The organism is Alteromonas sp. LOR (assembly GCF_000753865.1).
Taxonomy (GTDB): Bacteria; Pseudomonadota; Gammaproteobacteria; order Enterobacterales; family Alteromonadaceae; genus Alteromonas.
Window position 1 is genome coordinate 141712 of the sequence record NZ_JQFW01000057.1, and the last position, 21411, is coordinate 163122.

At 43.7% G+C, this 21411-nt stretch carries 16 protein-coding genes; 9 read left to right on the top strand and 7 right to left on the bottom strand.

Annotated features, from left to right (window positions below; genetic code table 11):
• Positions 1-363: 363 nt before the first annotated feature.
• Positions 364-1248, top strand: coding sequence for a WYL domain-containing protein (locus tag JV36_RS0117640; RefSeq protein WP_032096661.1), 885 nt, complete (start codon positions 364-366; stop codon positions 1246-1248).
• A 128-nt stretch (positions 1249-1376) separates the two neighbouring features.
• On the opposite strand, the gene JV36_RS0117645 is transcribed toward JV36_RS0117640, so the two are convergent.
• Positions 1377-3581 (bottom strand): response regulator, encoded by a 2205-nt coding sequence (locus tag JV36_RS0117645; protein ID WP_032096660.1) that lies wholly within the window; start codon positions 3579-3581, stop codon positions 1377-1379.
• A 122-nt stretch (positions 3582-3703) separates the two neighbouring features.
• The gene (locus JV36_RS0117650; protein WP_052010226.1) at positions 3704-4831 is read right to left on the bottom strand and encodes a glycosyltransferase family 2 protein; all 1128 of its coding nucleotides are present in this window, start codon (positions 4829-4831) and stop codon (positions 3704-3706) included.
• Between the two features lie 473 nt (positions 4832-5304).
• On the opposite strand from JV36_RS0117650, the gene JV36_RS0117655 reads away from it, so the two are divergent.
• Positions 5305-5859 (top strand): hypothetical protein, encoded by a 555-nt coding sequence (locus JV36_RS0117655; RefSeq protein ID WP_032096839.1) that lies wholly within the window; start codon positions 5305-5307, stop codon positions 5857-5859.
• Positions 5860-5991: 132 nt separating this feature from the next.
• Here JV36_RS0117655 and JV36_RS0117660 read toward each other — a convergent pair whose 3' ends face one another.
• The gene (locus JV36_RS0117660) at positions 5992-6960 is read right to left on the bottom strand and encodes an endonuclease/exonuclease/phosphatase family protein (protein WP_032096659.1); all 969 of its coding nucleotides are present in this window, start codon (positions 6958-6960) and stop codon (positions 5992-5994) included.
• A 447-nt stretch (positions 6961-7407) separates the two neighbouring features.
• Between JV36_RS0117660 and JV36_RS0117665 the strand changes: the two genes are divergently transcribed.
• On the top strand, positions 7408-8028 hold the full coding sequence (locus JV36_RS0117665; protein WP_032096658.1) for a BON domain-containing protein: 621 nt from the start codon (positions 7408-7410) through the stop codon (positions 8026-8028).
• 157 nt (positions 8029-8185) lie between these two features.
• Here JV36_RS0117665 and pyk read toward each other — a convergent pair whose 3' ends face one another.
• Positions 8186-9622, bottom strand: a complete 1437-nt coding sequence (gene pyk, locus JV36_RS0117670; protein WP_032096657.1) for a pyruvate kinase — start codon at positions 9620-9622, stop codon at positions 8186-8188.
• A 324-nt stretch (positions 9623-9946) separates the two neighbouring features.
• Complete coding sequence (locus JV36_RS0117675) at positions 9947-10798, bottom strand: MurR/RpiR family transcriptional regulator (RefSeq protein WP_032096656.1); 852 nt, start codon at positions 10796-10798, stop codon at positions 9947-9949.
• A gap of 283 nt (positions 10799-11081) precedes the next feature.
• Between JV36_RS0117675 and zwf the strand changes: the two genes are divergently transcribed.
• Genes zwf through JV36_RS0117700 form a run of 5 tightly spaced genes read left to right on the top strand, consistent with a single transcriptional unit; the run spans position 11082 to position 16707 of the window.
• Entirely contained in the window at positions 11082-12575 is a 1494-nt protein-coding gene (zwf, locus tag JV36_RS0117680) for a glucose-6-phosphate dehydrogenase (protein WP_032096838.1), read from the top strand.
• A 1-nt stretch (position 12576) separates the two neighbouring features.
• Complete coding sequence (pgl, locus tag JV36_RS0117685) at positions 12577-13269, top strand: 6-phosphogluconolactonase (RefSeq protein WP_032096655.1); 693 nt, start codon at positions 12577-12579, stop codon at positions 13267-13269.
• Positions 13270-13279: 10 nt separating this feature from the next.
• Positions 13280-15106: a phosphogluconate dehydratase gene (edd, locus tag JV36_RS0117690; RefSeq protein WP_032096654.1), complete on the top strand. Its 1827-nt coding sequence runs from the start codon at positions 13280-13282 to the stop codon at positions 15104-15106.
• Positions 15106-16059, top strand: coding sequence for a glucokinase (locus JV36_RS0117695; RefSeq protein WP_032096653.1), 954 nt, complete (start codon positions 15106-15108; stop codon positions 16057-16059). The genes edd and JV36_RS0117695 overlap by 1 nt, the downstream gene beginning before the upstream one ends.
• Positions 16060-16062: 3 nt before the next feature.
• A complete protein-coding gene (locus JV36_RS0117700; protein ID WP_032096652.1) occupies positions 16063-16707 on the top strand; it encodes a bifunctional 4-hydroxy-2-oxoglutarate aldolase/2-dehydro-3-deoxy-phosphogluconate aldolase in 645 nt (214 codons plus the stop codon).
• A 118-nt stretch (positions 16708-16825) separates the two neighbouring features.
• On the opposite strand, the gene JV36_RS0117705 is transcribed toward JV36_RS0117700, so the two are convergent.
• Together JV36_RS0117705 and gap are read right to left on the bottom strand one after the other, a co-directional pair.
• The gene (locus JV36_RS0117705) at positions 16826-17677 is read right to left on the bottom strand and encodes a D-hexose-6-phosphate mutarotase (protein ID WP_032096651.1); all 852 of its coding nucleotides are present in this window, start codon (positions 17675-17677) and stop codon (positions 16826-16828) included.
• A 216-nt stretch (positions 17678-17893) separates the two neighbouring features.
• The gene (gene gap, locus JV36_RS0117710) at positions 17894-18889 is read right to left on the bottom strand and encodes a type I glyceraldehyde-3-phosphate dehydrogenase (RefSeq protein ID WP_032096650.1); all 996 of its coding nucleotides are present in this window, start codon (positions 18887-18889) and stop codon (positions 17894-17896) included.
• A 239-nt stretch (positions 18890-19128) separates the two neighbouring features.
• On the opposite strand from gap, the gene malQ reads away from it, so the two are divergent.
• Positions 19129-21327: a 4-alpha-glucanotransferase gene (malQ, locus tag JV36_RS0117715; protein WP_032096649.1), complete on the top strand. Its 2199-nt coding sequence runs from the start codon at positions 19129-19131 to the stop codon at positions 21325-21327.
• The last annotated feature ends 84 nt before the right edge of the window (positions 21328-21411 follow it).

The window sequence follows — 21411 nt, forward strand, 5'->3', positions numbered from 1 at the left end:
CTAGCAGTTAGAAAAAAGCACCGAAAGGTGCTTTTTTATTGCACGTGCCGACATGATGTCAGTCACACACTAACCGATTTACACTAACCGTCTCACACTAACCGTCTCACACTAACCGTCTCACACTAACCGTCTCACACTAACCGACCCGCAAAAACCAACTCACAGTAAACACTCATTGCGAATACCCTGCCTGATTAAAGTTTATATTTACACGCGGCTTAAAATGAACCACACTGGCTAAAAGAACACGTTTCTTACAGCGGTTAGCCCGTAACGCTTATTTTGTAATCTCTATTGTGAATGCGTTAACAAATAGCTTTGCCTGTAAAAATACTCTGTCGAAAATAATGAGGCGCTTTAATGCTAGATACCATCTCTTTTTCACAACGCCAGCGACTGGCTTACATCGATTTTTGCCTCTTATTTAAAGGCGCTATTCATCGACAAGACCTTATTAAGCGCTTCGAAGTGGGGCTGTCTGCCGGCTCTCGAGACTTTACGTTGTACAAAGAGTTAGCGCCTGACAACTTGGTGTATTCAGCGCAAGAAAAGCGGTATTTTCAAACAGAATCCTTTTTGCCACTCTTCGAGCACGATGCTAGGCGTACGTTAGTCAAATTAGCCAATGATATTTCAGATGGCTTTGATGCCATCGGCGATATTCATTTTCCCGTTGAAAGCGCGTCGTCCCTTAACGTGCCGGATATATTTGTTGTGGCTAAAGTAGTGCAAGCTATTGTGAATCAAAAAGCCATGAGCGTGATTTATACGTCGCTTAGTAGCGGCTCAGGCGCGCGAGAGCTGGTTCCACATAGTATTGTTGATAACGGGCAGCGGTGGCATGTTCGCGCATTTGATAGAAAGTCTCAGAGTTTTCGAGACTTTGTATTAACCCGGATTAGCAAGGTGACGGTTAAAGATACACCTGATGAAAGTGAACTCAAAACCTGTGACGAGGCGTGGCAAAGAATGATACCCCTTGAAATTGTTCCTCACCCTAAAAATATTAAATACCCTACAGCGATAGAGCTAGACTACGCCATGGAAGAGGGCGTATTGGTACTTCAAGTACGTGCTGCAATGGCGGGGTATTTGCTCAGAAGGTGGAACGTGGATTGCACTAAATTAGCCAGTCTGCGAACGGGTGAGTACCAATTGTGGCTGAAAAATCAGGCAAGCTTGGCAAATACAGACAACCTTGCTATTGCACCGGGCTATACCAGTGAGGAAGTTGAGTATCAGTAACATGATGCTGACGATTACGCTATTGTTCTAGCTGATGTGCAAGCCAGAGCAATAGCTATAATGCTAAGAATAAAACTCTGGTAAAGGTGCAATGGGTTAATGGGTTAATGTTAAGCATTAAGGCTAGGTCATTCACCTAGGTACTTTTTGATGCAGGTAATTAAGGTGTCTTTGTCTATAGGTTTGGTAAGAAAGTCGTTCATGCCAGCCGCCAAACACTCCTCTTTATCCTCGGTGAATGCGTTCGCTGTTAACGCAATAATGGGTGTTTTTAAGTCTAAAGTGGCTCGAATAGATATGGAAGATTCAATACCACTCATCACCGGCATATTGCAATCCATGAGAATGAGGTCGAAGGTGTGCTTAATACAGGCCTCAAGGGCGTCTTGTCCATTTTTAACGTGTAATATAATAAAATTTTCTTGCTGTAAAAGTGCTTTGACAATTTCCGCGTTAATCTCATTGTCTTCCGCTAACAGAATGCGCTTTTTCTTTCCCTTAGCTTTTGGCGTTTCAGCAACAGAATAAGAACTGGCAAGTAATTTACGCAAATCTTGTTCTATTTCACGTCTATTGATGGGCTTAGTGTGTGAGCGCCATATCACTTCCGTTAGCGTGTTTTGACCGTTTAGCCTCTCTAATTCCGCAGATACTACAATTATCTTTGGAAGGACACTGTGCTTACTGTGTTTCAATTGGTCAATAAGGTCTAAACCACTTACGTCCGGCATCGCTAAATCAACAATAATAGCGTCGTAGTCAAAAGGCGTGTGGTTTAAAAAGTCGCTGGCCGAAGAATAGCAGGTACCTTCAATATGCAGAGAAGCCAAAATATGGGCCAGATATTCTCTACTAGTTTGTAAGTCGTCAATAATAGCGCAGCGAACATCAGATTTTGACTGAACAGGCATAGAAGGTAAACGGGCCTCCTGTGTGTTCATAGTAAATGAAAAGGTCGTCCCTTTTCCTACCGCTGAGTGCACGCTTATGTCGCCACCCATCAGCAGCGACAGCTGTTTTGCGATGCTTAAACCAAGCCCCGTTCCGCCAAACTGGCGGGTAGTGGTTTGGTCGGCTTGTTCAAACTTTTGAAAAATTTTGTCAATGACACCTTCTTCTATGCCAATCCCAGTATCGATAATATCAAACGTGAGTAAAAGTGAATCGCCCGACATGGCGTGACTCACATTCAATGAAACGCTGCCGGATGGGGTAAACTTAATTGCGTTGCTTAGCAAATTATGCAGAATTTGTGAGATACGAGTCACGTCGCCTTCTATAATGGGGGGAAGGCTTGCCTCTTTATGGTAATAAAACTCGAGCCCTTTCTTTTGGCAAAAAACACGTTGCAACGATACGACGTCATCTAACACTTGAAGCAAGTCGACAGGCACTTTTTCTATTTTAATTTTGTTTGCTTCAATTTTTGAAATATCGAGAATGTCGTTGATAAGAGAGAGTAGCTGCCTACCTGAAATCTTCGCTTTTTTAAGGTAGATATTGCTTTTACTAGGCGTATCAATGGCAAGTTCAATCATCCCAAAAAGCCCATTCATCGGCGTTCGCAGTTCATGGCTCATACTAGATAGAAAGTCTGATTTCGCTTGGCTTGCCCGCTTCGCTTTTTCTGCTTCTTCCATAGCCACGTTTTTTAGTTTAGTGAGACGGGCTAACGAACGACGTATTTGCTTTTCCATTGGCGTAAAAACAAATACCGCCTCAATAACAAGTAGTAGTAACGTTATTAGCCAAAGATACAGCGCAAAATTTTCTGCATTGTTCACGCGGGCGCTGGCCTCGTCTTCAAATAAGGTGACAGCCATATCTAAGTGCTTAAGAAGTTGTGTGGAATCTGCAATTATCGAAGATAACGCAGACGGTTGAACTGATGCGTTTAGCAAAGATGTTGTGGGGCATTCTCTATTGCTTTCACTGACTTCACTCATTGCATTGCTTGTACTAGATGCACTCGCAAGTTTGTTTCTGCCGCTTTTTACATAGGTATTAACGGCTTTATCGAGGTTTACATCCCCAAAATACAAGTCTTTGTGGGCGGCTGATAAATTATCAAGGGCGATGAGTTTTGCATGGTTACTTTCGAGCTTATCTAATGAGGAGGCTAAATAGCTTTTGGTTTGCGTGCTGGCACATAAATTAGTGGATGACTGCAACAACGCAATTCTTTGAGAAAGCATTCGCTGCTGGCCAGCGATATTGATTATTTCTGCATCTTGACGCTGATCGTTCAATAAATCGTTAAGGATAAAAAAGGATAGAGACACTGCTGTGGCAGTAAGCAATAGGGCAAAGATGTACTGAGACTTTATGGTCATTACAAACGCATCTGGCAAACCTTGTCTAGTAATGTAATAGACACACTTTTGATAAGCAATATATCAGCTAGTTAACTTTATCAAGCAGTGATAAAATTTTAAGAAGAGCTTTAGGTCGGTGCTTATCCAGATACTTGCGCCAATGAAGAGGCAGCATAATGAGAACGCTGTGAAGCGCTAGGTTTACGTTGAATATTGTGGGCGATAAAAAGTGAGGTGGCTTCTTGAGCGGCTAACGCTTCATTTGAGCGCTTCTTTACCACGGACCCTTCCTGATCTGCCTCATCAATTGGTTCTAAGGCTTTTTCACTTTCTGTTATCTCTTCTTCGTTCGGCAAGCGAGTGACATGAATATTGCTAGTTTCAAAATCGTTATTTATTAATCCCTTTTCGGCGTAGCTATTAAGAATATCTTTGCGCGGAAAGAAGCCCCACTTTTCACGGAAAAGCTGTGCGTTATGGACAAAGTCTAATAAATGATTAACTGGGCATCGCGTGAGATCGCGAACCGGAGAAAAAACCATCGAAGGAGAGTCGGTAAGAGTCAGTCCAACTTCTCGACACTGTGCGAAGAAGTCTTCGTCATTTAACCCGTAACCGTCGAAGGTTTCATCGAAGCCGCCGGTTTTTTCAAAGTCTGTCTTACGTATAAAAAACATTGCAGAAGCAGTGCTATCGTTACTAAATTTTCCATGATTATCATCCTTTTTATTTGCTGACTCTGTATCGTGTTTTAGGCTCACTGTTGGCAAATTATTGCTCGTTGAAAGTCCGCTTTGCTGAGAGTTGTGATGCAGAGGGACGCTGGTTTGTGTTACAGGAACAGATTTATGAACATGTATTTCGCTTTTGGTATTTAAAAGTATTGAGTAGTGTTGATGGCGAGAAGTAATCGGTATGCGACACACCGGAGCCCTCATGACTGATGAAGGAGCGAGTGCTGATTTGACTTCTTCAAAACATGAGGGAGAAAAAATTGTGTCAACACTGATGTAAGCCAATAGCTCGTTTTTCGCTTCAAACAGCCCTTTATTTCTTGCCTTAGCAATGGGAAGCTCTTTCTGATTCACAAATTTATGTTCAATGTTGAATTTGCCACTGGTGATAAGTGACAAGTCAGAAGGTGGTGTCATCCAAACAATGAGTAATTCATTAGGAGTAGTGCTGCAAGCTTCAAGCTGATTAATGAGATTACAAAGCTTTTCAGTTCTGTTTTTCACTATTGTTATCACGCTTATTGGTGCACTCATTTTAAATATCCCTTTTCCATCACTATAAGAGGAGGCGTGTTGTAGATAAGAGAATGCACAACACTGTGCCTTATACTTTTGTCTACAATAATTCGTTCTTGTTTTCAGTTAAGCAATAGTCGAACCAGTTTTTAAGGTGCTGTTTTATATGTAATTATTTAATATTTAACCCAAGGGGAAGAAACGCGATACGTATTTTTACAAATGAGAAGGAAAAATTTACAGGCAGGCAACATTAGGGGGCTTTTTCTTTTTTGAGACGAATAATGCTATGCGACCGAAGGGTTATTTGCTAATCTGACATCAATGCTTAAGTAATTATTTTTCAACAACTTATTTGTAATCTTTCTTTATGCCGTAGGTATAGAACACAACCGTGGTATTGATGAAGATAGAATGTTTAAGCCTTTAACCATGTCTCGCACGTAATAGTGTTGGTTCATTTTTTTATTTTATCGATGGTGGTTATTCTTGTGTCATCTCAGTCTTCCGTAGAACTTCGACATTACGACAAACAAACGTTGCGCCTTGTAGACGTTATTTCAGGTATTTCTCCTAATGCTATGCGCAGAGTGTTTGGTGGCTGGATTTTTTTTGCTGCAGTTGTTGCAGTAATCGTGGTTGTAGCGCCAGATCTGAGCCTTCAATTTGTTTGTCTAACGCTTTTTGTATTAGTTGCTTTTACGCTAATTATGTTTGGTCAGAGTCGTATTTCTGAAGGGTGGCCGGCAATTATTAGCGACGATAACGTTATAGGAGTGGTACGGGATCCGGTTAAGAGAGAATACATATGCGTAGACAAATCATTAATCGTGGATGCCATACCTACCTTAATTAAGCCAAATAAAAAAGCGGTTGAAATTCAGCTGCGTGAAGATCAGTTAACCGATGACGATATTGAAGTATTAAATCAGGCGGTGTGGCCACGAGAGGGCAAGTTGGTAGGCTTAGCTCACTTTAAGCGTCGTGAGGATGCCTGCGAGAGCGTAATGTGGTGCGCTACCAAATCGCTTTCCTCAAAGGGATAAGCAAAGAAGCGCAACATCAAGAAATGGACTTCGGCAGCATTTTCGCTTTATTGAATAAAAATGATGATTGAGCCCCCTCTTTGAGGGGGCTGTTTTGTAAGGTAAAAAGTGTTGGGTGAGTTCTGTGTTTGATTATTTAAGAACGAGTTCTGTGTAAAGTGGATAATGATCTGAACCAATATCAGAAAGTCTTTCAAGGTCTACTAGCGCAAAATGTGAAGAGTGAAAAACGTGGTCTAGAGGCCATTTTATTAATGGATAGTGCGCGTGAAACGTATTGTAGAAGCCTCGTCCTTCCCGTGGGTCTAAAAGTCCGCTTATCTTCTTAAATTTACGTGTGGTTGGCGACCACGCCACATCATTTAAATCTCCCGCGACAATAATTGGTCCAGAGGTTTGTGCCACTTCCTGTCCCACAATATTGAGTTCAATATCTCTTGGTCGAGCGTATTCATTTTCGGTAGGACTAGGAGGTTTAGGGTGGAGGAACTGAAGCGTAACGCGTTCACCGTCTATCATTATAGTTATCTTCACAGAGGGGACATCGTCCTCCACCAAAAAGCGAAGCGTGTGCTCTACAAATTCATATTTGCTATACAAGTGCATACCGTAAAGATTTTCCAAGGAGCAGAACTGCGTGAAAGGATAGTCTTTTTCAATAGGCTTTAGTGCGCGCTCCCATTTTTCGTTAGATTCCAGGGTAACTACAAAGTCTGGTTTCTTAGTATGTATATGCTCTATTAGCTTGTGATAATTGCTGTTAGGCATATAAACGTTACTCGAAAGAATGCTTATAATCCGCTCCTTTTGAGGATTAACATCTTTGTTTACCTCTTTACGGTAAAACGGAGTGTAGGGGAGGATCCAAATAGCCTGATAAAGTAGACTGATACTCAATCCGGATACCAACGTAACCAATAACCAAGGTGGAAGTGAGAGTCCGTTGTAGCAGAGTAGTGTGATAAGCGTTACTGCAATCAACACCGCAAGTTGTAATCGCGGAAACTCCCACACTCTTACTAACCAGTGTGAAGATGGCAGCAAGGGAACAGCGCTAACTGTTATAAAAAACATTGAAAGTGATACAAGAAAAATGTCCATTAAATATCCGTATAAATTGCATGTCACAAAAGATGAAACTCTTATCGTGCGACTATTGTGCTGTGGAAGTACGCTAAGCGTGATGGTAGTAGTAAAACAGTGTTAAGTGAAATTACTGTAATGGCTTAATCATGAAAGTACAACTGTGGTTAATCTTACTCTGTAATTATTGATTACCGTGAACGTTATGAGTTACGCCTACCTATTTTCACTTATCTCGAGTTTCTAAGAGAATACATAACATTTGAAATGGTTTTTTAGCCTCTCCATATACAAAGCTTAAATCTAAATGAGAATCAGTAAAAATTGCCTGAAACCAAGCAAACTTTGCAAGGTAGCTATTCTTCTTTTTTGATATTTTGATAAAATCACATATATATTAGTAGCTTACGACTTTGGCACACATTTGGCTTTATTATTTGTGAGTTTCAACAAAGGAGAAATGTTATGAAACGTACAATACTATCTATTATTGTTGCTACATCATTGTCTACAGCTGCAGTTGCAGGCGATATGAATTCAGACAGCCATACAGATAACGCATGGGAAAAGGGTGCCAAAGACGCATGGATTGACGGCAAAGCAGAAGCTACGCTGCTGTTCAATGGTAACCTAGATTCTTTTGATATTAATACCGATGTAAAAAATGGCGACGTTATTTTAACCGGTAAAGTAGATAATTCAGTTGACAAAAAGCTTGCTGAAGAACTTGTGGCTAATATCGACGGTGTTATGTCGGTAGATAACAAGCTCACAGTCGTCGAAAGCGAAGACATGGATTCAATGACATCTGGTATGTCTGACGATCTTGAAGACGGCGTAAATGAAGGTACAAGCGAATTGACCGATGCGAAAATTGCAACTGTCATTAAGACGCGATTACTTATGGATTCTGATATTTCGGGTTTCGACATTGACGTAGACGTTGAGAACGGTAACGTTGTGCTTACGGGAAGCGTAGATTCTGACGCAGAGGAAGACTTGGCCGTAGCGATTGCACAGAACGCATCTGATGTGAAGAATGTTGAAAATAATCTTACTGTAGTTACAAAAACTGCGATGAACTAATTTTTTAGTTCTATAGATAGAAAAGGGGCTTTCGCCCCTTTTTTGTATCAAATTTTCAGGTGTTTACACAAAATTGCTGAGCAAAGTGTGTAAATCACATCAATGTTAAAGCCTGTCTAAGGCTGTTCGCTTATTTTTAACCTGTCTCAATGTCAGATTATTCAACATCTACAATTTTAAGTGTATTAGTCGCACCTACTTTTTCCATTTCATCGCCGTAGGTTAAGATAATACTATCACCACTCTCCACTAACCCTTTTTCTTTCAAACAAGCAACCACGTCGTGCTTAAGTTTGCCTGGCTCACTGTTTGATGAGTCGAAGAACACCGGTTTCACACCCCGATAAAGTGCCATTGCATTGAGCGTACTTTCATGACGCGACATGGCGATAATTGGCAGCGATGTGGTAATACGAGACATTAATTTCGGCGTGGTTCCGCTTTCTGTCAACCCTACAATTGCTTTTACGCTTGGCAAGTGATTCGCAGCATAAACCGCAGATAGGGCTATAGACTCACTAGTAGATGAAAACTGTTGGTCCATGCGATGTTTGGAAATTTTTACGCTAGGATGAGTTTCTGCACCCTCGCAGACACGTGCCATAGCTTGAACAGTTTCAATAGGGAAACTTCCCGCCGCTGTCTCAGCAGATAGCATAACTGCATCAGTACCATCTAATACGGCGTTAGCCACATCCATCACTTCTGCACGAGTAGGCATTGGGCTATCAATCATAGACTCCATCATTTGAGTTGCTGTGATAACCACTTTATTAAGCTGACGTGAACGAGCGATAAGTTTCTTTTGAACGCCAACAAGCTCGGCATCGCCTATTTCAACACCCAAATCGCCACGGGCGACCATGACCGCGTCAGAAGCACTGATAATATCGGTAATAGCGTCGTCAGTTGCAACGGTTTCTGCGCGTTCTACTTTGGCGCAAATTTTTGCATAGCAGCCAGCAGCTTCAGCAAGCTCACGAGCGTAGTTAAGGTCTGCGCCACTTCGTGGGAAAGATACTGCTAAGTAATCAACACCGATAAGCGCTGCAGTTTTGATGTCTTCTTTATCCTTCTCTGTCAAAGCCTCTGCTGAGAGGCCTCCGCCTTGACGATTGATGCCCTTATTGTTAGACAGTTTACCGCCGACAGTAACCTCGGTAATAACCTTTCGGCCTTCTACTCCAGTCACTTTTAACTGTATGCGTCCATCATCTAACAATAAGATATCTCCAGCAGACACATCATCAGGTAGTGCTTTATAATCTATGCCTACGTGATCAACGGTGCCTTCATCTCGCTCAAGTTCAGCGTCTAATACAAACTTTGCACCAATCTGTAATTTAACGGCGCCTTCTTGGAATCGGGCAACGCGAATTTTAGGTCCCTGCAAATCACCGAGTATTGCCACGTATTTACCCAAGCTTCTTGCCGCTTCACGAACACGCTTCGCGCGCTCAATATGGTCTTCTGCTTGACCGTGGGAGAAGTTCATGCGAACCGTATTTGCTCCGGCGGCAATAAGTGCTTTGATTTTTTCCAGTGAATCGGTTGAGGGGCCTAATGTGGCAAGAATTTTGGTTCTTCTAGTCATGGGATTCCGTCGCTGCTTCTTTTATAGAAAAGATGAGTAAAGCTGAATTTCAACTCAATGACCGCTGTAATCGCTTTACGTAATTTTATTACAGAATAGTAGAGTATTTTGACAAAAATGTGAATGAAAGAAAGAAAAACTCCCTACTGGCTTGACCAGTTGTCGTTAACTTTCCTTTATTTTGCGAGAAACAGATTAATAATCGCGATAGCGTTTGAGTATAGGATACTGACGCTTACACGCAAGCGTCAGTCATGTATAAGTGAAAGAGAAGGGCATGTAAAATAATTTATAGAAAAAAGAGAGAAGAAAGAGAAGTAACCCTTAGCCATCTCTTTTATCGTAACGAGACCCACGCAATGTATCCTTCACCCGTTTTAGATTTTCTCTGAATTTATTCCCACGGCGAAGTGTAAAGCCGGTAGCAAGCACGTCGATAAGGGTTAGCTGTGCGATGCGCGATGCCATTGGCATATACATGTCGGTGTCTTCAGGCACTTCTAGCGATAGTACGTAGCTACACTCCTGAGCAAGTGGACTGTCGGCAGACGTTATTCCTACCACTGTTGCATCATTCATTCGTGAGATCTGTGCAATTTCTACCAAGCTTTTGGTGCGGCCTGTATGACTTATTAGCACGACAACATCACCGGCAGAACAATTCATGCAGCTCATACGTTGCATAAGAATGTCTTCAAAGTAGACAACCGGCACATTAAACCTGAAAAACTTGTTTAACGCATCGTGGGCTACAGAGGCCGATGCACCGAGACCAAAGAAAGAGATCTTTTGGGCTTGAGTAAGTAAATCAACAACCCGATTGACCACATTCACATCTATCGACTGTCTCGCTACTTCCAACGAAGCCATTGTCGATTCAAAGATTTTGTTGGTGTATTCGTCTGGGCTGTCGTTTTCGTCAACATGACGATTCACATAGGGCGTGCCGTTTGCGAGGCTTTGTGCCAAATGAAGCTTGAAATCTGGAAAGCCTTTGGTATCAAGTCTGCGACAAAATCGATTCACAGTTGGCTCGCTGACATCTGACATTTTAGCTAAGGTTGCTATACTTGAATGGATGGCGGTTTGAGGATTAGCAAGTATAATCTCAGCAACTTTCTTTTCTGATTTGCTAAACGCAGCTTTGTTTTGAGTTATTTTTTCTAAAATGTTCATACAGATACGGCAAATAAATGGCTCGGTTTGTTGTAAGGCTCACTCTAATAGTACCCAATGTGAAAGCTGTGACAAGAAAAATGTAATTTTTTAACATTTTTTGTACTGTACATAGGAATGCACAGGGTGCTAAACCATCGTAAAGTAAAGAATTTCATCATATAGTTAGCAGAAGTTGTAATTTTACTACATTTGGTGTTAACTATACGGTAAAAATAGTCGCCAGTGTTGTAAATAAAGAACCAACATGGCACTTAAAACCACATTTATAAGGTCGACGAATATGGTATTGGAAAATTCCTACGAACCCTGTGATTTTGTACTCTTCGGTACTCTCGGGGATCTTTCACGACGCAAGCTGCTGCCATCACTCTATCAGCTTGAGAAAGCGAATTTAATGCATCCCGAAACCACTATAGTGGGTGTTGCTCGCCACGAAATGTCTTTAGAAGATTACATTGAAGAAGTGCACACTAACTTAGTCAAGTTTGGCGAAAAAGAGCTGTGTGAAGCAACATGGGAAAGAATGCGTGCTCGCCTTCATTATGCTTGTGTCGATATGAAAGACGTCGATAGCTATTGCGTGTTAGACGATCATGTAGACCCTTCTCGCACCATGGTGTGTTATTTAGCAACACCGCCTGCTATTTACGGTGACATCTGCCGGGGTTTACACAGTTGCAAAATTATCGATTCGAGCGTTCGCGTTGTGCTTGAAAAGCCAATTGGCCACGATCTTGAGTCGTCAAAAGTTATCAACGAACAAGTCGCTGAGTACTTTGATGAAAAGCAAATTTACCGTATTGACCACTATCTAGGTAAAGAAACGGTATTAAACCTTGTGTCTCTGCGTTTCGCCAATTCGATATTTGCGACAAACTGGGATCACAACTGTATTGACCATGTTCAGATCTCAGTGGCTGAATCCGTAGGCATTGAAGGCCGCTGGGGTTACTTTGATGACGCCGGCCAAATGCGTGATATGGTGCAAAATCATTTGTTGCAGATATTGAGCCTAGTGGCCATGGAGCCACCAACAACACTAGACGCAGACAGCATTCGAGACGAAAAACTTAAGGTGCTTAAGGCGCTTCGTCCGATCAATGCCACTAACATCAGTGAGAGTATTGTTCGCGGCCAGTACACATCCGGTTTTGTGAAAGGTGAAGAAGTTCCTGGATACCTCGAAGAAGATGATGCCAACACCCAAAGTAAAACTGAAACGTTTGTTGCTATCAAAGCTGAAATAGATAACTGGCGCTGGGCAGGCGTTCCATTTTATTTGCGCACCGGTAAGCGCATGCCAAATAAGGTGAGTGAAGTTGTTATTTACTTCAAGCGACAGCCTCACAACTTGTTCGGCGACAGCTTCAAGAACTTACCACCGAATAAATTAGTCATCCGTTTACAGCCTGATGAAGGCGTAGAAATTACCGTAATGAACAAAGTGCCGGGTTTGACTAACTCGGGCTCTATGGACCTTCAAAAGTCGAAGCTTAACCTAAGCTTTTCAGAAGCGTTTGCAGATGAGCGCATTCCCGATGCCTACGAAAAGCTATTGCTAGAAGTTATGCTGGGTAATCAGGCGCTGTTTGTTCGTCGCGATGAAATTGAGCAAGCGTGGACGTGGGTCGATTCAATACTCGATGCGTGGAAGTCATCAAATGAGCCTCCAGAGCCTTACCAAGCTGGTACGTGGGGCCCAGTAGATTCCATTGGCTTATTAGCGCGTGCAAATCGCAGCTGGTACGAAAGCAAAACGGTAAAGAAGAAATAATATGGCACTCACTACATTATCATTCGATAGCCCAGACGCGCTTACCAGCGCGTTTGCTGAAGATTTAGTTAGTATCCTTAAAACAGGTATTAAAACCCGTGGCCGTGCGTCGCTTATTGTTAGCGGTGGTCGCACGCCGTTAGCGTTGTTCAAGCAATTGAGCGACACCGACCTTGAGTGGGATAAAGTAGACGTTACTCTTGCTGACGAACGTTGGGTCAATGAAGACCACGACGCCAGTAACACGAGTTTAGTAAAAAATAACCTTATTCAAAATAAGGCTGCAGCTGCACGCTTTGTAGAATTAAAAAGTGATGTAGAAGATGCAAACGAAGGTGTGAATGTTGCTGAGCGCAATTTAGCCAGCATGTCTCAGCCTTTCGATGCACTTATTTTGGGTATGGGGGAAGATGGTCATACTGCATCGCTTTTCCCATGTTCAGAACAGGTTAATGACGGCCTTGATATGAGCAGTGGGCGAACGTGCATCGCTGTTCAACCTACAACAGCACCTCATCAACGTATTTCACTTACGCTGCCCGCTTTACTTAACAGCCGAAATATATTCTTGCACCTTACGGGCGAGAAGAAAAAACAAGTGTTGCTCGATGCTATCGAGAACGCCACCGAAGCGCAAAAGCCCATCACAGCCGTTGTTAATAGAGCGCCGGTTACCTTGATGTGGGCGCCATAGGAGACAACAAATGAACCCAAAAATTGCCGAAGTCACGCAACGCATTATTGAGCGTAGCAAAGAAACGCGAAAAGCGTATTTAGAGAAAATCGAAAAGGCTCGTCGCCAAGGCCCACATCGCGGTGTGTTATCTTGCGGTAACCTTGCCCACGGTTTTGCCGCATGCGGCACAGAAGAAAAGGGCGATTTGCGTTCGATGACGAAAGCAAACGTCGCTATTATTTCTTCATACAACGACATGCTTTCAGCGCATCAGCCTTACGAGTCTTATCCCGCTATTATCAAAGAAGCGATAAAAGAAGTGGGCAGCGTGGCCCAGTTCGCCGGTGGTGTGCCTGCTATGTGTGATGGTGTTACTCAAGGTCAGTCTGGTATGGACTTGAGCCTAATGAGCCGTGACAACATTGCGCAAGGTGCAGCAATAGCGCTTTCCCATAATATGTTCGATAGTGCCATGATGCTGGGTATCTGTGACAAAATTGTACCTGGACTACTGATGGGCGCATTAACCTTCGGTCACTTACCCACGGTATTTGTTCCTGCAGGTCCAATGCCTTCTGGATTGCCAAATAAAGAAAAAGCCCGAGTTCGTCAAGAATTCGCTGAAGGTAAGGTGGGCCGTGATGCATTGCTAGAAGCTGAATCACAGTCTTACCACTCGGCGGGAACGTGCACGTTTTACGGTACAGCGAACTCTAACCAGCTAGTGGTAGAGATGATGGGGCTTCATTTACCGGGCTCTTCATTTGTTAACCCAGGAACGCCTTTGCGTGAAGCGCTAACCAAAGCCGCTGCAGTGCAAGCAACTCGGTTGACTGATTTAGGCGACAACTACACGCCAATTGGCCATATTGTCGATGCTAAAGCTATTGTTAACGGCCTCGTGGGCTTGTTAGCCACAGGCGGTTCAACAAACCACACCATGCACTTAATTGCGGTAGCTCGCTCAGCTGGCTATATCGTTAATTGGGATGACTTCTCAGATATCTCTAACGCAGTGCCGTTAATGACGCGTATTTACCCTAACGGTTCAGCCGATATTAACCACTTTGTGGCCGCTGGCGGTATGTCATTGCTAATGAAGCAGTTGCTTGACGCTGGTTTACTGCACAATGATGTTAAGACAATTTGTGGCGAAGGCTTAGACTTTTACACCAAAGAGCCAAAACTTGTCGACGGTGAGCTAGAGTGGCGCGACGGACCAACTGAATCACTTGATAAAGAAGTGCTTGCAACGGTTGAGAAACCGTTTAAACCAGACGGTGGATTGAGTGTGCTAGACGGCAATTTAGGCCGTGGCGTAATCAAAACATCGGCGTTGCGTACACCACACTGCACGTTAAAAGCCCCTGCAGTGGTATTTGAAGACCAGTTTGAGTTAGACGCTGCATTTAAAGCAGGTAAATTAGATCAAGACTGTATCGTGGTTGTTCGCTTCCAAGGTCCATCTGCCATTGGTATGCCAGAGCTTCATCGCTTAACGCCGCCATTAGGTGTGTTGCAAGATAAAGGCTTTAAAGTGGCGCTAGTCACTGACGGTCGCATGTCTGGAGCGTCAGGCAAAGTGCCAGCCGCCATCCATGTTACCCCTGAAGCCTATAAAGGCGGTTTACTTGCTAAAGTGCAAGAAGGCGACATGATTGAGCTTAATACAGAAACAGGTGCACTGACTCTGCATGTCGATGAAGCAACATTGGCAGCCCGAGAACCAGCTCCTGCGAATTTGGCTAATCATCATGTTGGAATGGGACGGGAAATGTTTGCCGGAATGCGCGCAATATTGACTGGCGCGGAAGAGGGGGCATGCTCTCTTTTTTACACTCAGGAGCAAGCGTAATGAGCCAGAGATTTGTGGCTGACGTTGGCGGAACCAATATTCGTCTGGCTCGGGTTACCGAGTCTGGCGTCGCCGACATCAAAAAATATATGTGCGAGGAATTTGCTAGTATCGATCTAGCCATTGCACAGTATTTTTCAGATATGCCTCATGTTTCCTTTAGCGAAGGCTGCATTGCTATTGCGTGCCCCGTACTTGGCGATCAGGTAGAAATGACCAACCACAGTTGGGCGTTTTCACAAAATGCGTTGCGTTCACAGCTCAAGCTTGATGCACTCTTTGTGATAAACGATTTCACTGCAGTAGCTCACTCACTTCCTGTGCTAAGTAGCGACCAAGTTATACAAATTGGTGAGGGTACTGCCACTGAAAACGGCAACATTGCTGTTTTCGGCCCAGGCACTGGCCTTGGTGTTGAGCATATCACCATGACGGATTCAGGCTGGCAGACATTAGACGGAGAAGGGGGTCATATCGACTTCGCTCCGGTTGATGAAACTGACATTGTTGTTTGGCGTCATTTGCAGTCTTCTTTTGGAAGAGCATCCGCTGAAGAAGTGATGTCGGGTCGCGGAATTTTGAACATTTACACGGCACTTGCTAAACATGCTGACAAGCCGGTTGCTTTTCAAGAGCCAGCGCAAATTACCGACGCAGCCCTAGCTGGAACCTGCGAGATATCTGCAGCTGCTCTTACTCAGTTTTGCCGAATAATGGGAAGTTTTGCCGGTAACTTGGCACTAAATATGGCAACCACTGGAGGTATCTTCATTGGCGGCGGTATTGCTAACCGCTTTCCAGATTTTATACACAATAGTGACTTCAGAGCGAGATTCGAAGCTAAAGGTCAAATGAAGCACTATGTAAAAGATATTCCTACCTATTTGATAGCAGAGCCTGATCATGGTCTTTTAGGCGCAGCTGCTTATCTGAATCAAAACACAGCGAGTTAAATTATGACGACTAAATGGAAGTACACTCCAGAGGAAATTTTTGCGGCCGGACCTGTGGTTCCTGTATTGGTTATCAACGACGTAGAAAAAGCCGTTCCTTTGGCTAAAGCGCTGATGGCCGGTGGAATAAAAGTGCTAGAAGTTACCCTTCGAACACCTTCTGCTATTGACGTTATTAAGCGTATTGCGCAGGAAGTACCTGAATCTCTGATTGGCGCCGGAACAGTAACCAATGCACAGCAGCTAAAAGCGGTTGTAGATGCGGGTGCTAAATTCGCTATTAGCCCTGGTATGACTGCCGATTTACTGAAAGCGGGTATGGACGCAGAGATACCGCTGATCCCTGGTATTTCATCAACATCAGATTTGATGAAGGGTAAAGATGCGGGTTACACGCATATGAAATTTTTCCCTGCTGAAGCATCTGGCGGCGTGAAAGCTATTAAATCAATCAGCGGCCCGTTTCCAGACGTGACATTTTGTCCTACTGGCGGCATTGGCCCTAATAACTACAACGATTACCTTTCACTGAATAACGTGAAATGTGTGGGTGGTTCGTGGTTAGCGCCTGATGACGCAATTGAGTCAGGTGATTGGGACCGTATTACGCAGTTAGCGAAAGAAGCGGTTGCCGGTGCAAAGCAGTAATTATTTTAGCTTAAGCCTAAGCTAAAAGTATCAGCATTAAAAAACCTGCCAATTGGCAGGTTTTTTGTTTTACTCAATCCGTATTTGTCTGACGTTTTATCCACGCCACACTTGAGACTTATTTCGGTACTATTATCTGAACCAGTTCAAACTTTTCTCCCGGCTCAAGCTTAAGCCCTTTTGTTACCGACGATTCCACGCACAGCATATGCTTGTAGCCAAACGGGTCCATATCAGAAATAGACGCTGCACCTTGCCACGGGTTCCATACCACGAGTGAGTCGTTACCTTCTGAAATGACATCAGTAAATTCAGTGCTATCAACCGAAATAGTTGCTTGTTTTACCGCAGATAAGTGAATACGGTCTGTTTCGGCATCAATAGTGTAGGGCACAGGTGTGGGCTTTACCGCCCAGTCATCGAGCTTATCTTTGTACTCACCCGTTATTCCAACAAGCTCAGTATGTTTAATGTGGTCTACGTGAAAGTAGGTGTGTAATGCTGTGTTAAACGAGAAAGGAGCCACACCCGTGTTTTCAGTTTCTATGGCCACACGTAGACTTGCGCCTACGTGTATTCGAAGTACAACGTTACAGTCGTGTTCAAAGCCTTCTGCACGGGTAAATGAAGGGGTCAAGGCTAGCGTTGTTCCACTTTCGTCTTCTGACGACTCTGTGAGTTGCCACACTTGAGTTCGCAAAAAACCATGAGACGGTAACTCACCAGCCTCTTTGCCGTGGTCGTTAGCAAACCACGGCCAACAAATAGGGATACCCCCTCTGATAGGGCGTTCGCCGTTTAAATATGCATGAGGGCTAACCCAGAGCCTGTCTTTGCCGTCTGAAGCTGGCACAAAGGATAAAACATGCCCACCGAACAAACTGATTTTTGCCGACGCAAACTCATTGTTAACGTTGAGAAATGAGAGTCCGTTAGACTCACTGATAGAAATTGAGGGTACCGGCGACATAGATGCTCCGCTAAAAAATAAAGAAAATGAAAACGTAAAACTTAAACGACAGAAATAAAATAACAGAGCTTATACGTCAGAGCTTAAGCTAAAAGTGACGAAACATTACCACTGTCACAGAAACAAAAAAGGCGCAGATGTGACATCTACGCCTTTAGATTACCTTAACTGTAAAACAAATAAAGCGCTAACGCTGCAAAATTTGTTATTGCTAAGTTATTTAGAGATGTGAGCAACCAAATCAAGTACTTTTGACGAGTAGCCCCATTCGTTATCATACCAAGATACCACTTTAACGAAGGTGTCAGTAAGTGCGATACCCGCTGTCGCATCAAAGATTGATGTATTTGCGTTGCCAATGAAGTCATTAGACACAACAGCGTCTTCGGTGTAGCTCATAATACCTTTAAGCTCACCCTCGGAGGCTTCTTTCATTGCCGCACAGATATTGTCGTAGCTTGTTGGTGTCGCCAAGTTTACGGTTAAATCAACCACTGAAACGTTTGGCGTTGGAACGCGAAATGCCATGCCAGTCAGTTTACCGTTTAGCTCTGGAATAACTTTACCTACCGCTTTAGCGGCGCCAGTTGACGAAGGAATGATGTTCTGGCCAGCACCACGGCCGCCGCGCCAGTCTTTCATTGAAGGACCGTCAACGGTTTTTTGTGTGGCGGTTGTTGCGTGAACTGTTGTCATTAAGCCGTCAACAATACCAAACTTGTCGTTTAGCACTTTCGCAAGCGGTGCAAGACAGTTTGTGGTGCACGACGCGTTAGACACAATGCTTTCACCCGCATAGCTGTCGTGGTTAACACCCATAACAAACATTGGCGTGTCATCTTTAGATGGCGCAGACATAACAACTTTCTTAGCACCCGCTTCGATGTGTTTAGCGGCTGTTTCTTTCGTCAAAAATAGACCTGTTGATTCAACAACTACATCTACGTTAACGTCACCCCATTTCAAAGAGGCAGGGTCTTTTTCTGAGGTGATGCGGATAGTTTTGCCATTAACGACTAGGCTTCCATTGTCCACTGAAACTTCACCGTTGAAAACGCCGTGAGTAGAATCGTATTTTAGTAGGTAGGCGATATAATCTGTGTCTAATAAGTCGTTAATTGCCACAACTTCGATGTCTTGACGCTCTGCTGCTGCGCGCATTACTAGGCGACCGATGCGGCCAAAACCATTGATACCGATGCGAATTGTCATAACGTACCTCGAAAATTTAAAATAAAATGAAAATAAATTACGTAAAGTATGGATCAAAATGCCATAATTAGCAAAATAAAAAGATAAAGTGTTGCAAAATTACGAAAAAATACTTATGCAAACGTATTCAGTTTCGCGAGCGCGTCGTTTCTAGAATAATGTTAAAAAATTGTTTGTAGACGCTTTCTGCAAGTTTGCCTATGCCAGCGTCTTTTGCCGAATAACAGGAATGACTCATAATGACACAACAACTTCTGCAACAACTGGTTGAAATGCGTGGAATCGAGACCCACTACGTCGACGCATGGGGCAACCCGACAACTATCGCAGAACCGAGCAAAGCGAAACTATTAAACGCGCTAGGCTATGACACATCCAGTAATGAAAAAATTCAGTCTCAAATAGCTCAAGATGTTTCCTCCGTTTGGTTGTCGCCGCTTAATCCCGTCCAGGTAGTCAGAGCTACTGAAGCAATTTACTTGCCTGTGCGTTTACCTATCGAACTTGTTAATGACGAGCATGTGTTTGAGATTACCTTGGAAGATGGTAGTCAAAAACAGTACCCGTTTACGCCTGTGGACCAAGAAATGACGTCAATGGCCCATATCGATGACGTAGAGTTTCATGAGTACGCAGTGAAACTGCCTTTGGACTTCCCTCTGGGCTATCACAATATAGTACTTAAAGCCGACGACGACCAACTTGGCACCTCAAGACTCATCGTTGCGCCAGAAGCGTGCTATAGCCCAAAAGAAATCAAGGAAGGAAAAAAAATCTGGGGCCTAAGCGTCCAGCTTTATTGTGTGCGAAGCGAAAATAACTGGGGTATTGGTGATTTTTCTGACCTAGCAAAACTAATTGATAACGCTGCGGGCGTGGGGGCTGACTTTATCGGTCTTAATCCGATACATGCACTTTATCCGGCTAACCCAAATGCCTGCTCCCCTTATGGACCAAGCTCACGTCGTTGGTTGAACTATCTATATATTGATGTCACTGCTGTTGAAGGCTTCGAAGATAAATCCGTTCAAGATGTAGTTAATGCAGATGACTTTGTCGACACCTTGAAACATGCCCGGGACGCTGAACACGTAGATTACGAAGCGGTAGCCAAGCTAAAGCTTTCCGCTCTATACGCCTTGTTCAATATCTACGACAAACAATTTCTACGTGGCAAAACGCCGCAAAACAAAGCGTTTAATGCCTTTGTTGAAGCCGGTGGTGAGAGCCTTGATATGCTTGCGGTGTACGACGCATTGCAGTCTAAGTTAAAAGCTGATGGCAAAGAAAGTTGGGGATGGCCTGTATTCCCTAAAGCATACAAAGATTACCACAACTCTGCGGTTGCAAAATTTAAGAAAGATAACGCTCACGACGTTAAGTTTTATCTGTTCTTGCAGTGGATTGCTGCCCAGCAGCTCGACATGGCAAGCAGCAGAGCAACCGATGCTAACATGACCATTGGTCTTTATCGCGACCTAGCGGTTGGCGTGAGTGAAGGCAGCGCTGAAATTTGGGGTAACAAAGATTTATACTGTACCGATGCAAGTGTGGGTGCACCGCCAGATATCCTTGGTCCGTTAGGCCAAAACTGGGGGCTGCCACCCATGGACCCTCAAAAGCTCTACGAGCAGCAGTATCAACCTATTATTGATTTGTTTGCGTCGAACATGGCGTCTTCTGGCTCATTGCGTATTGACCACGTGATGGCACTCCTTCGCCTGTGGTGGGTGTGTAAAGGTGATAGTGCTAAAGAGGGGGGGTACGTTTACTATCCTGTAGATGATTTACTTGGGATTTTAGCGTTAGAAAGTCACCGAAATGAAAGCTTAGTGATTGGAGAAGACCTCGGAACAGTACCAGAGGAAATTCGTAGTAAGCTTGCCCAAAATGGCGTTTATTCATACCGTGTGTTTTTCTTCGAACAGGCCGAAGACGGTGGTTTTTATTCACCAAGTCACTACCCTGAACAGTCGATGAGTACATTAACAACCCACGATATGCCAACGCTTATTGGCTACTGGCATTGTTTAGATTTAGAGTTGGGTAAAGAGATTGGGCTGTATCCAACGGATGATATATTGCAAACCCTGTATGCTGATAGGCATGAAAACAAGCAAGAGATCCTTAATACACTGCACGGGCATCACTCTATCCCAGAACATGTGGGACACGACGTCAATGTTACCGGTATGAATCGAGAGCTTAACAACGGTATGCAGGTTCACATGGCTGGCGGTTCCAGTGCGCTGCTGAGCTTGCAGTTAGAAGACTGGCTGGAAATGGATAAGCCAGTGAATATTCCAGGTACGTTTAACGAATACCCGAATTGGCGTCGAAAGTTGACACAGAATATTGAGTCAATCTTTGAAAGTCATGATATAAATGCGTTAGCGTCTAAACTTACTGCTGCAAGAAAACAAGCGAGTAGTCGTTAAACTTGCAGGGTAATTTACTGAGAGGTGCTCTATGTTGCCTCTCACTATGACTTAGTTAGGCCCGCGTAACGCGGGTTTTTAATA

Bases quoted from the DNA above. Each gene is read 5' to 3' on its own strand.
- JV36_RS0117640 (WP_032096661.1), top strand. From the start codon at position 364: ATGCTAGATACCATCTCTTTTTCACAACGCCAGCGACTGGCTTACATC.
- JV36_RS0117645 (WP_032096660.1), bottom strand. From the start codon at position 3,581: ATGACCATAAAGTCTCAGTACATCTTTGCCCTATTGCTTACTGCCACA.
- JV36_RS0117650 (WP_052010226.1), bottom strand. From the start codon at position 4,831: ATGAGTGCACCAATAAGCGTGATAACAATAGTGAAAAACAGAACTGAA.
- JV36_RS0117660 (WP_032096659.1), bottom strand. From the start codon at position 6,960: ATGGACATTTTTCTTGTATCACTTTCAATGTTTTTTATAACAGTTAGC.
- JV36_RS0117665 (WP_032096658.1), top strand. From the start codon at position 7,408: ATGAAACGTACAATACTATCTATTATTGTTGCTACATCATTGTCTACA.
- pyk (WP_032096657.1), bottom strand. From the start codon at position 9,622: ATGACTAGAAGAACCAAAATTCTTGCCACATTAGGCCCCTCAACCGAT.
- JV36_RS0117675 (WP_032096656.1), bottom strand. From the start codon at position 10,798: ATGAACATTTTAGAAAAAATAACTCAAAACAAAGCTGCGTTTAGCAAA.
- zwf (WP_032096838.1), top strand. From the start codon at position 11,082: ATGGTATTGGAAAATTCCTACGAACCCTGTGATTTTGTACTCTTCGGT.
- pgl (WP_032096655.1), top strand. From the start codon at position 12,577: ATGGCACTCACTACATTATCATTCGATAGCCCAGACGCGCTTACCAGC.
- edd (WP_032096654.1), top strand. From the start codon at position 13,280: ATGAACCCAAAAATTGCCGAAGTCACGCAACGCATTATTGAGCGTAGC.
- JV36_RS0117695 (WP_032096653.1), top strand. From the start codon at position 15,106: ATGAGCCAGAGATTTGTGGCTGACGTTGGCGGAACCAATATTCGTCTG.
- JV36_RS0117700 (WP_032096652.1), top strand. From the start codon at position 16,063: ATGACGACTAAATGGAAGTACACTCCAGAGGAAATTTTTGCGGCCGGA.
- JV36_RS0117705 (WP_032096651.1), bottom strand. From the start codon at position 17,677: ATGTCGCCGGTACCCTCAATTTCTATCAGTGAGTCTAACGGACTCTCA.
- gap (WP_032096650.1), bottom strand. From the start codon at position 18,889: ATGACAATTCGCATCGGTATCAATGGTTTTGGCCGCATCGGTCGCCTA.
- malQ (WP_032096649.1), top strand. From the start codon at position 19,129: ATGACACAACAACTTCTGCAACAACTGGTTGAAATGCGTGGAATCGAG.